General features: G+C 66.1%; 14 protein-coding genes. 6 read left to right on the forward strand and 8 right to left on the reverse strand.

Annotated features, from left to right (window positions below):
• Nucleotides 1-124: 124 nt before the first annotated feature.
• From J2848_RS20265 to J2848_RS20285, 5 genes are all read left to right on the forward strand, one after another.
• Entirely contained in the window at nt 125-919 is a 795-nt protein-coding gene (locus tag J2848_RS20265; RefSeq protein ID WP_149235217.1) for an IclR family transcriptional regulator, read from the forward strand.
• The gene (locus J2848_RS20270) at nt 916-1938 is read left to right on the forward strand and encodes a 2-dehydro-3-deoxygalactonokinase (RefSeq protein ID WP_246194448.1); all 1023 of its coding nucleotides are present in this window, start codon (nt 916-918) and stop codon (nt 1936-1938) included. The genes J2848_RS20265 and J2848_RS20270 overlap by 4 nt, the downstream gene beginning before the upstream one ends.
• Nucleotides 1935-2588, forward strand: a complete 654-nt coding sequence (locus tag J2848_RS20275; RefSeq protein WP_149235215.1) for a 2-dehydro-3-deoxy-6-phosphogalactonate aldolase — start codon at nt 1935-1937, stop codon at nt 2586-2588. The genes J2848_RS20270 and J2848_RS20275 overlap by 4 nt, the downstream gene beginning before the upstream one ends.
• Nucleotides 2589-2678: 90 nt before the next feature.
• Nucleotides 2679-3206, forward strand: coding sequence for an isoprenylcysteine carboxyl methyltransferase family protein (locus J2848_RS20280; protein WP_149235214.1), 528 nt, complete (start codon nt 2679-2681; stop codon nt 3204-3206).
• Nucleotides 3207-3283: 77 nt separating this feature from the next.
• Nucleotides 3284-4183: an MBL fold metallo-hydrolase gene (locus tag J2848_RS20285; protein ID WP_149235213.1), complete on the forward strand. Its 900-nt coding sequence runs from the start codon at nt 3284-3286 to the stop codon at nt 4181-4183.
• Between the two features lie 194 nt (nt 4184-4377).
• Here J2848_RS20285 and J2848_RS20290 read toward each other — a convergent pair whose 3' ends face one another.
• From J2848_RS20290 to rraA, 7 genes are all read right to left on the reverse strand, one after another.
• Nucleotides 4378-4875: an HXXEE domain-containing protein gene (locus J2848_RS20290; RefSeq protein ID WP_149235212.1), complete on the reverse strand. Its 498-nt coding sequence runs from the start codon at nt 4873-4875 to the stop codon at nt 4378-4380.
• A 26-nt stretch (nt 4876-4901) separates the two neighbouring features.
• Nucleotides 4902-5495 (reverse strand): outer membrane protein, encoded by a 594-nt coding sequence (locus J2848_RS20295; protein ID WP_301311702.1) that lies wholly within the window; start codon nt 5493-5495, stop codon nt 4902-4904.
• Nucleotides 5492-5617, reverse strand: a complete 126-nt coding sequence (locus J2848_RS35960; RefSeq protein ID WP_281288678.1) for a hypothetical protein — start codon at nt 5615-5617, stop codon at nt 5492-5494. Before J2848_RS35960 ends, J2848_RS20295 begins: the two co-directional genes overlap by 4 nt.
• 62 nt (nt 5618-5679) lie before the next feature.
• Nucleotides 5680-6156: a hypothetical protein gene (locus J2848_RS20300; RefSeq protein ID WP_149235210.1), complete on the reverse strand. Its 477-nt coding sequence runs from the start codon at nt 6154-6156 to the stop codon at nt 5680-5682.
• Nucleotides 6153-6746 carry a TetR/AcrR family transcriptional regulator gene (locus J2848_RS20305; protein ID WP_211103347.1) on the reverse strand — a complete coding sequence of 198 codons (594 nt, stop codon included), beginning with the start codon at nt 6744-6746 and terminating at the stop codon, nt 6153-6155. The genes J2848_RS20300 and J2848_RS20305 overlap by 4 nt, the downstream gene beginning before the upstream one ends.
• Before the next feature lie 377 nt (nt 6747-7123).
• The gene (acnB, locus tag J2848_RS20310) at nt 7124-9715 is read right to left on the reverse strand and encodes a bifunctional aconitate hydratase 2/2-methylisocitrate dehydratase (protein WP_149235209.1); all 2592 of its coding nucleotides are present in this window, start codon (nt 9713-9715) and stop codon (nt 7124-7126) included.
• A 202-nt stretch (nt 9716-9917) separates the two neighbouring features.
• On the reverse strand, nt 9918-10460 hold the full coding sequence (rraA, locus tag J2848_RS20315) for a ribonuclease E activity regulator RraA (RefSeq protein WP_149235208.1): 543 nt from the start codon (nt 10458-10460) through the stop codon (nt 9918-9920).
• A 209-nt stretch (nt 10461-10669) separates the two neighbouring features.
• Between rraA and J2848_RS20320 the strand changes: the two genes are divergently transcribed.
• The gene (locus J2848_RS20320) at nt 10670-11047 is read left to right on the forward strand and encodes a hypothetical protein (protein ID WP_149235207.1); all 378 of its coding nucleotides are present in this window, start codon (nt 10670-10672) and stop codon (nt 11045-11047) included.
• 373 nt (nt 11048-11420) lie between these two features.
• On the opposite strand, the gene J2848_RS20325 is transcribed toward J2848_RS20320, so the two are convergent.
• Nucleotides 11421-12305: a MurR/RpiR family transcriptional regulator gene (locus J2848_RS20325; protein ID WP_149235206.1), complete on the reverse strand. Its 885-nt coding sequence runs from the start codon at nt 12303-12305 to the stop codon at nt 11421-11423.
• Between the last annotated feature and the right edge of the window lie 179 nt (nt 12306-12484).

Raw genomic sequence — 12484 nt, forward strand, 5'->3', positions numbered from 1 at the left:
GACCGTTCGTCGCCACCGCCATTTGTCCCACTATTTGGAACATATGAAAACTATTTGACACATTCGCCGGCCTGCGCCAGCATCCCGCCACCCTAAGTTTGCTGAACGGACCACAGGCGAAGCGATGGCGGAGGCGGAGTCAGAGTCGGGAAAGCCGCAAGGAGCGGGAACGCAGACCCTGCTGCGTGGCTTGACGCTGCTGAACTGCGTGGCGGCCGGCGTCGGCGATGTGAAGGGCATCGCGGCGCACCTGGGCACTCCGCGCAGCACCACCAACCGCATGCTCGCCAGTCTGGTGGCGGAGGGGTATCTCCACCACGTCCCCTACAAGGGCTATCTGCTGGGGCCGAAGCTGATCCAACTGGGCATGAAGGCGCTGGAGCAGCGTCCGCTGGTCGCCATCGCCCGCCCGCATATCGAAGAGCTGGCCCAGGCAACCGGCGACACCATCCATCTTGGGGTGGAGGAGAATGGCGAGGTCTTTTACCTCGACAAGATCTCCGGCACCCGTGGACTGGAAATGCGGTCCCGCACCGGACAACGGATGCCGCTCGCCTCCACCGGCTTGGGAAAGGCCCTGATGCTGGGGATGGTGCCGGCACGGTGGCCGGCACTCCACGCGCTGACCTGTCCTCCCGGCTTGCCGGACGGACGGCCGCGTCCGGCGGACTGGCCGGAGTTCGAGGCACAGATGGCCCGCTATGTCGCCCAGGGCTGGGCAATGGATTTGGAAGAGAACGAACTCGGTATCCGCTGCGTCTCCGCACCGGTGCGCGATGGCCGGGCGCAGGTGGTGGCGGCGATCAGCATCGCCAGCGCCGTCCCCTACATGCCCGAAGACCGCATGGCGGCGCTGGGCCCGCTGGTCCGCGCGACGGCCGAGGCAATTTCCAAGGATCTGGGATGGACCGCTCCGTGACCTCTTCACCTGGACTTTCCACCGGCGCTGCCGTGCTGATCGCGCTGGATTGGGGCACGTCGAGCCTCCGGGGCTTCCTGATGGACGGCTCCGCCCGCATCCTCGCCGAACGGTCGAGCGCCCAAGGCATCCAGAACCTGCCGCAGCCCGGCGCCGCCGGCTTCGAGGCGGCGTTGACCGGTCTGTGCGGCGACTGGCTGGATGCCCACCCCACCCTGCCGGTGGTGGCCGGCGGCATGGTCGGCAGCGCCCAAGGCTGGGTCGAGGCCCCTTATGTCGCCACGCCGGCCGATGCCGCGGTCCTGGCCGACAGATCGGCTCAGGTCGCGATGGCGGCCGGTCGCCGGGTCCTGATCGCGCCGGGTGTCCTGCACGATCCCGCCGGCGGCATCCCCGACGTGATGCGGGGAGAGGAGATCCAGATCGCGGGCGCGCTGGCCGAGGATGCGAGCTGGGCTTGCAACGCCTGCATTGCCATGCCTGGCACCCATTCGAAATGGGTCCGGGTCGCCGACGGCCGGATCGCCAGCTTTTCGACCTACATGACGGGCGAGCTGTTCGCGGTCCTGAAGACCCATTCCCTGCTGGGCCGCCTGATGCCAGCGGGAGTAGACGCCAAGCCGGAGGACGGGGAAGAGGCTTTCGCCATCGGCCTCCGCACCGCCCAGTCCGCCGGACCGGGCGACCTGCCGCACCAGCTGTTCGCCACCCGTACCCTGGGGCTGACCAAGCGCCTGCCACCGGAAGCTCTGGCGCATTACCTGTCGGGCCTGCTGATCGGGCACGAACTGCGATCCGGACTGACGCTGCTTGCGGAGATGCCGGCCGGCACGCCGCTGCTGCTGATCGGCGATCCAGGGCTTTGCCACCGCTACACCTGCGGCCTTGCCGCCTTCGGCATTACACCCACGGCGCAACTCGGCAATACCGCGCCGCGGGGCCTGTTCCAGTTCGCCGCGTCGGCGGGAGTGCTGCCACCCCCTTCGGCCAACTCCTCCAGCATCAAGAGCACACCATGACACAGCTTTCGCTTCCCGCCCGCTTCGACAGCGCCTTCGCCGCCCTGCCGCTGGTCGCCATCCTGCGCGGCCTGACCCCGGCGGAGGCGGAGCCGGCGGGACGGGCACTCTATGACGCGGGCTTCCGGCTGATCGAGGTGCCGCTGAATTCGCCCGATCCGTTCGACAGTATCGCCGCCATCCGCAACGCTTTGCCTCAGGATGCCTTGGTCGGGGCCGGAACCGTCCTGGCCCTCGATCAGGTCGACCAATTGGCCAACATCGGCGCCGATCTGGTGGTGATGCCGCATGCCGATACCGCGATCATCCGCGCCGCCAAGTCGCGGTCGATGATCTGCGTTCCCGGCATCGCCACGGCGACGGAAGCCTTCGCGGCGCTCGCCGCCGGTGCCGACGCGTTGAAGCTGTTCCCGGCTGAGCAGATCGTCCCGCCGGTGGTGAAGGCCCTGCGCGCGGTCGTGCCGCACAGCGTACGCCTGCTCCCCGTCGGCGGTATCACGCCGGACAATATGCAGCCTTACCGAGCGGCGGGCGCCGCCGGCTTCGGACTGGGCTCCGCCCTCTACAGCCCCGGCCTGCCGGTGACGGAACTGGCCGCCCGCGCTGCCCGCTTTGCCCAAGCCTGGGCGGCCGATTCCGCCAAGCGGTAGCCACCACCTGCCGATCTGCTATAAGGCGATGCCGGAGCGTCTGGCCATGCTTGCCCGGACGCACGGAAGCGGAATGGAAGGACCGAGGGTATGCCCGCCTACGTCATGATTTTCGTAGCTGCAGCGCTGCTCCTCCGCCTATCCACGCTTTATGTGTCGGTTAAGCATGAAAAGGCGCTGAAGCGGGCTGGTGCCACCGAATATGGCGCGGGCAACAGCATCGTGCTGGCACTGGCCCACACCGCTTTCTACATCGCCGCGATTGCCGAAGGCGTCCTGCGCACGGCGCCTTGGAACGATGCGCTGTCCTGGCTGGGCATGGCACTCTATGGGCTGGCAGCGCTGGCGCTGGGCGCCGTCATCCGCTCGCTCGGACCACTCTGGACGATCAAGATCATCGTCAGCCCGAACCACCGGCTGGTCCGCAGCGGTCTGTTCCGGCTGGTCCGGCACCCGAACTACATCCTCAACATCCTGCCTGAACTGGTGGGCTTCGCATTGGCGCTCAATGCGCCGGTGACGCTGATCGTCGGCGTTCCACTCTACCTGATCCCGCTTTTCATCAGAGTTCGGCAGGAAGAAGCGGCTATGCGCCGCCATTTCAGCGACTACGCCTGACCGCAGGAAAGACGGCGGCAGGACAAGCGCCGCTCCCCGCTGTTGTCTCGAAGGACACAGGTAGGAGAGGAACGAACATGGCCTCGCGGATTCCGTTGTCGGAGGACAGCAGCGCGATCGATCCGGCTCTTGACGCGCTGCGCGGCGACCACACGCACGAGATCGCACCCGACCTCGCCTATCGGCGGCTCGGCATCGTCAATGTGGTGTTCTGGGGGCCGCCAGGGGCGGGCGACCGTGGCTGGGTGCTGATCGACGCCGGGCTGATGGGCACCAAGGGCTTCATCCGCTCCGCCGCGGCGGAGCGGTTCGGCCGCGACTCCCGGCCCGCCGCCATCGTCATGACCCACGGCCATTTCGATCATGTCGGCGTGCTGGAGGATCTGGCGGAGGAGTGGGACGCCCCGGTCTACGCCCACCCCCTGGAGCATCCCTATCTGAACGGGCAGGCCGCCTACCCGCCCGGCGACCCGTCGGTCGGCGGCGGAGCGATGGCAGCGCTGGCGCGCTTCTACCCGCGCAAGCCGGTGGATGTCGGACCACACCTGCGCACCCTGCCGGACGACGGTTCGGTCCCGGTGATGCCGGGCTGGCGCTGGATTCACACGCCGGGGCACAGCGTCGGGCATGTCTCCTTCTGGCGGGAGCAGGACCGCTCGATGATCGTCGGCGACGCCTTCGTCACCACGGGCCAGGAATCGGCCTATGCGGTGGCGGTGCAGCGGGCCGAGATGCACGGGCCGCCGATGTATTTCACCGTCGAATGGGACAAGGCGCGGGAGTCGGTCGCCCGACTGGCGGACCTGGAACCGGAACTGGTCATCACCGGCCATGGCGAACCGATGCAGGGGGCCGAGATGCGCGCCGCCCTGCACAAGCTGGCGGACGAATTCGACAGCATCGCCATCCCGCGCCAGGGCATCTATCTGGAAAATCCGGCGCGGGCAGAAGACCGCAGCGCCTATTGCCCGCCCTGACTTTTGCCTTGGAAGTGCCGGAAAGGAAACCCCCGCCGGAGCGCTCCGGCGGGGGTTTCCTTTACCAACCGCTTTGCCGGCCATCAGGCCGGGACTTCCGCGCGGTGATCCATTCGGCATCGGCCCAGGACTGTCACGCCCGTGAGCGTGGCACAATGGGTTCTTTGCTGCTGACGCCGCCGATGCCCCGGTCGTCAGTTGACCATGCCGAAGAGGCCGACCTCGATGACCAGCAGCATAAGCACACCGCCGATGCACGTGGCGCCGGCAAAGGCACCCAACGGCAACACCCGTTCTCGAAGTGCGGCGCGAGCGACCAGCAGCGAAACGGGAAGGTACAGCAGCACCGCCGTCATCAGACCCGGCGAGTACCGGCCGTAAAGAGCGGTGGTCACCAGATGGAAGACGGCGTTCCAGAACAGGTTCCCACTGGCCCACGACAGCAGGACGAAGGCGGTTACCCGCGACGGCCGCCAAGTGGCCAGGGCGGTCAGGCTCAGCAGGATGACCATGAACAGCGCGTTGTTCGTCAGGAACGCTCCGGCCGTCATCGCTCCGCCCAGCGTCTGCGTTACCCAGTCTGGAAAACCAGTGCCGTACTCTTCTGCGATATGCGGAGCGAAGGCCGCTGGCATCAGCCAGATCAGCCGGTGAAAGCGCATACTCCGCTGCGTGACGACAGTTGCCGACATGCTCTCATTTCCCCTTCGCCCGTGGCTCAAAACCGGTAGGTCGCCATTGCCGAGACGACGTGGTGGCGGGCGTTGCCAGCCTCGGTGGTCAGACCACCCGTCGTCGCCGATGTTGCCGAATCCGTCCAGATGAAGCGGTAGCGCGCACCGACGGAGATGGTATGGATCACCGCATAGTCGAAACCCGCCAGCGCATTGGTCGCAAAATCGGTATTCGTGGTCTTCGAAGAGACCGCGATGCGGCCGAGACCGCCGACGCTGATGGCGTCGACCGTCGCCTCATAGGAACTGAACCCGATACCGGCGCCGACATAGGGGGTAAAGGCGGAGCGGCCCAACGGCGTGACGACGGCATTCACAAATCCCAGCCAGTTCGATACGTGGCCGTCGAAGGCGCTTTCACTGATCGGCAGCGGGCCGGCTGTCAGTTGCCCGACGACCTTGTCGTAGGAGTAACGGGCGTAAGCGAGGTCACCCTCTACCGCCAGATAGGGATTGACGTGGTAGCCGGCCCGCAGATCGACGATGAAGCCGGGCTTGAAGCGAAGCTTGCCGGAACCGGACACCGGCACACCGAAAAACGTCCCACTGATCTTCTGGTCGGTATCACCGGGAATCAGGACGCCAGTCGAGAGGCCGAAATAGGCATTGCCAAAATCTTGGTGCCGCCCTGCGTCGTCCGGGCGGAGGCGTGCGTCACCGTGGCGGCGAGTATCACCGCGATCATCGCGATATGCTTCATCTCGTGTCTCCCCGAGAATGCATCGTGTTTGAGCGGTGGGGAAGAGGTGACGACCGATCGCGCTAACGCGTCAGTGCGTCCATGCGTTCGATCTGCATATAGTGTTCATAGACACCGGCGTTCTCTGCGGGCACCACCTCCAGCAGGATACGGTTCTCGACCCAGAACTCGACGAGGTGGAAGACCGCTGGCTTACCGGCCGGCGCACGGCCGAAAAAGCGGGTCCGCCAGCCCTCCCGCGTGCCAATTTGCTCGATGGCGGCGCGATCGAGCGGGACGGAGATCAACGCGTGGAAGGAGACATGGCGCGGCGGCGTTTCGGCGTGGCTGTAGACGACCGGCGCCTCGTCCTCACCCGGGGCCATGACGATGGTGTCGGGGTAGACTTCGATCATCGTGCCGTGCGGGTCGCCACTCACGGCCATACGCGCGCCGGGAAGCGGACCGGTGAAGGGGTAGTCGCGTCCTCCCATCAGTTCCGCCAAAACAGCGGCGACACGGACCGGGTCGCGGGCCGGAATAGAGACATGATGGATCATGACTGCTCCTCTGCAGTGGCGGGTGGGGCGGAGTCGACAGGGGCGACGGCGCCCATCGGCCCATCAAGGCCGGACGGGTCTGTTTGCAACGCTGTGATCACGGCACGGATGCTCCAGGATGCGACGTTCCTCGCCTCTTCGGGCGTGAAGCGGCAGGTGTCCATCAGCCAGCGCCAGTGGGTGGGCGTCCAGAAGGAGGCGATCACCAGCGCACCACGACGCAGCTGCTCGGCCGACAATCCAGGAAATTCAGGGGCCAACTCCTCGATCCAGGCGCCGTGGCGGCGGCCACGGTCGGCGTGACGCTGGCGATCCCAAAACGGCCGGTTCATCAGGCTGCGCAACAGCGCGCCGTGTTCGTCGTACAGCGGAAACAGCCGGGCCGGCATCGAAGGCAGCTCGGCCAGCGGCGGCTGCGGTTTGTCCAAACCCAGGCGGGGCTTCAACCAATGGAAGAAGGCACCCACCAGATCATCCATCGTGGGAAAATGCGTGTAGACCGTTGGCGGTGAGACACCGGACAAGTCGGCGACCCGGCGCAGGGTCAGTGTCTCGATATCGTGCTCCTCCAGATAGGCCTTGGCCGCCATCAGAATACGCTCACGCGTCAGGGCCGCCTGGGCCTCCCGCAAAGGGCTTCGGTAGCGATGTTTGCCTGCCATGGCACCCGGATTTTAGCATTTTGTCAGTTATTTGAATTTACGCATGTTATGCCAATTTGTCCATGTCTTATTGTGTGGCGGATCCCCCCGCCAATGGCCGACGATGTGTGGCTGACGGGCTGGATAAGGCAACGGGCAGCAACTCCTTTGCAGCACACATCGTCAACCGGAACAGCGTCCCGTCACCCGTGACGGGACGTTCGGAGTTCGACAACAGCGTTCGTTGCTGCATAGGTTTTGAAAAGAAAAACCCCCGCCGGAGCCGATCCGGCGGGGGTTTTCTTTATCGACCGCTCTGTCGGCTATCAGGCCGGGACGGCGACCTTTTCCGCGACTTCCTGGAAGGCCGGGATCTGGTCGAAGTTCATGTAGCGGTAGATGTCGCCAGCGGACTTGTTCACCACGCCGACCTGGGCGAGATACTCCTCGGTGGTCGGGATCCTGCCCAGCAGCGCCGCGACGGCGGCCAGCTCGGCCGACGACAGGTAGACGCGGGTGTCGATGCCCAGACGGTTCGGGAAGTTGCGGGTCGAGGTCGAGACGGCGGTCGAGCCCTTGCGGACCTGCGCCTGGTTGCCCATGCACAAGCTGCAGCCCGGCATCTCCATGCGGGCGCCGGCCTTGCCGAGGGTGGCGTAATAGCCCTCCTCGGTCAGCATCATCGCGTCCATCTTCGTCGGCGGCGCGATCCACAGACGGGTCGGGATGTCCGAATTCCCGTTCAGGATCTTACCGGCGGCGCGGAAGTGGCCGATGTTGGTCATGCAGGAGCCGATGAACACCTCGTCGATCTTGTCGCCGGCGACCTCGGACAGCGTCTTCACGTCGTCCGGATCGTTCGGGCAGGCCAGGATCGGCTCCTTGATGTCGGCGAGATCGATCTCGATCACCGCGGCGTAGTCGGCATCGGCGTCCGGACGCAGCAGCTGCGGATCGGCGATCCACGCCTCCATCGCCTTGATGCGGCGCTCCAGGGTGCGCGCATCGGCGTACCCGTTGGCGATCATCCACTTCATCAGCGTGATGTTGGAGGTCATGTACTCGATGATCGGCTCCTTGTTCAGGAGCACGGTGCAGCCCGCCGCCGAACGCTCGGCCGAGGCGTCGGTCAGCTCGAACGCCTGTTCGACCTTCAGGTCGGGCAGACCTTCGATCTCCAGCACGCGGCCGGAGAAGATGTTCTTCTTGCCCTTCTTCTCGACCGTCAGCAGGCCGGCCTTGATCGCGTAGAGCGGGATGGCGTTGACGAGGTCACGCAGGGTGACGCCCGGCTGCATCTCGCCCTTGAAGCGGACCAGCACCGATTCCGGCATGTCCAGCGGCATGACGCCGGTGGCGGCGGCGAAGGCGACCAGACCGGAACCGGCCGGGAAGCTGATGCCGATCGGGAAGCGGGTGTGGCTGTCGCCGCCGGTGCCGACGGTGTCCGGCAGCAGCAGGCGGTTCAGCCAGGAGTGGATGACGCCGTCGCCCGGACGCAGGGACACGCCGCCACGGGTGGAGATGAAGTCCGGCAGCTCGTGGTGGGTCTTGACGTCCACCAGCTTCGGATAGGCGGCGGTGTGGCAGAAGGACTGCATCACCAGATCGGCCGAGAAGCCCAGGCAGGCCAGATCCTTCAGCTCGTCGCGGGTCATCGGGCCGGTGGTGTCCTGCGACCCGACCGTGGTCATCTTCGGCTCGCAATAGGTGCCCGGACGCACACCCTTGCCTTCCGGCAGGCCACAGGCGCGACCGACCATCTTCTGGGCCAGCGTGTAGCCCTTGCCGGTGTCGGCCGGGGCCGCCGGCTGGCGGAACAGCTCCGACGCCGGCAGGCCGAGCGCCTCGCGGGCACGGGCGGTCAGGCCGCGGCCGATGATGAGCGGAATGCGGCCGCCGGCACGCACCTCGTCGAAGATCACCTCGGAGCGCACGGTGAACTCGGCGATGACCTCGCCGTTCTTCAGCGCCTTGCCCTCATAGGGGCGCAGCTCGATGACGTCGCCCATCTCCATCTTGTTGACGTCGAGTTCGATGGGCAGGGCGCCGGCGTCTTCCATGGTGTTGAAGAAGATCGGGGCGATCTTGGTGCCGAGGCAGACGCCGCCGAAACGCTTGTTCGGGACGAAGGGGATGTCCTCGCCGGTGAACCACAGCACCGAGTTGGTGGCGGACTTGCGGGAGGAGCCGGTGCCGACCACGTCGCCGACATAGGCGATCAGGTTGCCCTTCTGCTTCAGCGCTTCCAGCTGCCTGGTCGGGCCGCGCTGGCCCGGCTCGTCGGCCTCGATGCCCGGACGCGGGTTCTTCAGCATGGCGAGCGCGTGCAACGGGATGTCCGGACGGCTCCAGGCGTCGGGGGCCGGCGACAGGTCGTCGGTGTTGGTCTCGCCCGAAACCTTGAAGACGGTCAGCGTCATCGACGCCGGGACTTCCGGACGCGAGGTGAACCACTCGGCATCGGCCCAGGACTGCAGGACCGCCTTGGCGTTGGCGTTGCCCTTGTCAGCCAGTTCCTTGACGTCGTGGAAGAAGTCGAAGACCAGCAGGGTCTTCTTCAGGCCTTCCGCCGCGGCGGTGCCGCACTCGGCGTCCGACAGCAGGTCGATCATCGGCTGGACGTTGAAGCCGCCGAGCATGGTGCCCAGCAGTTCGGTGGCCTTGACCTTGGAGATCAGCGGCGAGCTGTCGGCGCCCTTGGCGACGGCGGCCAGGAAGCCGGCCTTGACGCGGGCGGCATCGTCGACGCCGGCCGGAACGCGGTGGGTGATGAGGTCGAGGAGGAAGGCCTCCTCACCCGCCGGCGGGGCCTTCAGCAGGTCGATCAGCTCCGACGTCTGCTTCGCGGTGAGGGGCAGGGCCGGAATTCCGAGGGCGGCGCGTTCGGCCGCGTGCTGGCGATAGGCTTCGAGCACGGCAGGGTTCCTCATAAATGAAAGGCCGGCCCTTGGATGGGAACCGTGAGACGGCCCGCTTGAACTCATGGCGGGTTTATATGCCTGCTTAAATGAAAGTGCAAGGGGCCGCCCCGCTTACGTGAAGCGGACAGGACGAAGCAGCCATTCTTTTTACACTGGTATTACCGGTGCTTGGTATGACCACTTCGGCACCCATGCTTTACTTCAAGGTGGCGGCTTGCTCCGGCGTCAGCAGGACGATGCCGTCCTCGTCGGCGAACAGGATGTCGCCGGGACGCACCGCCGCGCCCGGCAGTTCCACGGCCACATCCACCAGCCCCTGGTCGCGGCGGGTGGAGGCACGCGGGATCGACGCCAGCGCCTTGATGCCGAACGGCAGGGTCGCCAGTTCCGCCACATCGCGGACACAGCCCCAGATGACCACGCCGGCCCAGCCGTTCCTGACGGCCGACGCGGCGATCATGTCGCCCATCAGGGCGCAGCGCAGGCTGCCGGCGCCGTCCACCACCAGGACGCGGCCGGCACCGGGGGTGGCCAGCAGCTCCTTGACGCGGGAATTGTCCTCCAGGCACTTCACGGTGACGACCTCGCCGGTAAAGCGGGTGACGGCACCGAAGTCGCGGAAGCCCGGCAGGACATAGCGGGCATCGTCCTTGAAACGATCGAACAGGTCGCAGGTCGGGACGAAGGCAGTGGGCTGATTGGCCGTGGTCTGATCGGTCGTTGTCTGAGTGGTGGTCATGGGGCTTGGAACTCCGCAGCGTGAACGGTGCAGGGACTTTCTCGCGTCACCTCTTGCGCCAAAGGCGGATGGGAGGCAAGAGCCGCGCGCCGCACGGGATGCCGGTCGGCGAACGTGACGCAGGAGACTTGCCGAACGTGCAATCGACGCCGCCGCATCCGCCACCCATATTTCCAAAAAGACAAAGAAAGCAAATGGTGTCTTCCCCCATGAAAATGCCGAACTTCACGGCCACCGCCGCAGCCGGTGCGCTGACCCTCCTGGTGTCGGCCTGCGCATCCTCCCTCTCGCCCCCGCCGGTGGCACAGCCCGATCCGGCCGTGCTTGCCGTCGTCAACAGCAACGTGACCAATGACTGCAACCCGCAGACCGCCGCGGTCCTCACCGGCTTGCGCCTCCCTGCCGGCAATATCCGTGGCGTGAACTACGGCATCTATCGCGATGAATTCCGCGACAAGATCGTCCGCTGGGACGCCTGGGTGTATCTGAAGGATCAACCGGGCGCGCTGGTGGTCACGCTCGACGAGGATTGCCGGCCGATCCAGGTCTACGCCCGCGAAGGGGCGAAGCTGCCGGGCGGGCAATGAACTCTCCGTTCGGGACGGGGGATGGAACGGTGTGGAACAGGATTCCGGCTGTTGTTCCACCCATCGGCCATTTCCCGTCCGGGGCGGACGGCTGCGGGGCAGGTGAAACATCCTGGAACGGACTCCCGCCCGTTGTCCCATGTCGCGCCAAGGCGCCGGCCGGGACGGGGAACCGCCGGGTGAATGAAACAGCGTGGAACAGTTCCCCGGCTGTTGTTCCACCCAAGCGGCGAAAGGCTGGCTGTCGAACGGCACGGCGGGCCTCCGCAACAGGTGCAATCGGCCGCAGCTTATAGGACTTCCATCCTTTCCTGGGCTTTTTGTTGAAGGGAGCCACGCAGCGGCTCCGCTTCATGCGAACCTCTGACCTGTCTTAACTATTGCCGGCCCGTTCCGATACATGAGCGTCGACGGCGCGGTCGTGGCGCTTCAGCCGCTCTTGAAGGGTGTCGCCCATCCGCAGCGCCACGGCGATCGACAGGATGTCGCCCAGGACCAGATGGGCGATGCGGACGGTCATCGGCGAATGGATGTCGAAATCGTCGGCCACGTCGGCGACGAGGCTGACCGTCGCCATGTCGGCAAGCGGCGAACCGGAGCGGGTCAGGGCCACCACGTCGGCGCCGGCCTTGCGGGCGTTCTGCACGGCGTCGAGGATGTCACGGGTGCGGCCGGTGCTGGACACCGCGACGACGGCGTCACCCTTCGCCAATGTCAAGGCGGACGCGAAATAGACATGGGAATCGGTGTAGGCGACGGTCGGCATGCCCAGCCGGAAGAACTTGCGCTGAATGTCCTCCGCCACCGTGCCGGAATTGCCGGAACCGTAGAACTCGATCCGCCGGGCCGAGGCCAGAACGTCGGCGGCCCGGTCCACCGCCTCGGCCGGCAGGTTGTTGCGCACCTGCATCAGCGTGGCGATGGTGCGGTCGAACAGCTTGCCGGCCAGCACGGCCCCCGGCACACCCCCTGGAACCTTGCCATCGGCATCCGACTCCCCGCCCACCGACAGGTCCTGGTGCAGGAACGGCATGCCGCCGGCGATGTCCTGCGCCAGCTTGATCTTGAATTCGCGGAAGCCGCGGCAGCCGAGCGCCGCGCAGAAGCGCGCCACCGTCGGTTCACTCACCCCGACCCGGTCGGCCAGTTCGGCCATGGACAGGTTGATGACGTCGCCCGGATGGGCCATCGCATAGTCGGCCAGCTTGCGTTCCGAAGGCCGGATCTGGTCGCGGACGGCGGCGATTCTCGCCAGCATGTGGGGGTCGCTCCCTTCTGATTGTGGGTCAGCCTAGCACATGTAGCAAAGCTACATATACAGCGCTGCGAACGACCGATTCCGTCGCGCGGCCGACGCGCCCTTTCCAAGCATTTCCAACCGTTCCACGCCTACCCTGCGACAAAATGCCGGGTCGGTTCGCCTTGTCCGGAAGGCCG

The sequence above is a fragment of the Azospirillum lipoferum genome, assembly GCF_024170005.1.
GTDB classification, from domain to species: domain Bacteria; phylum Pseudomonadota; class Alphaproteobacteria; order Azospirillales; family Azospirillaceae; genus Azospirillum; species Azospirillum lipoferum.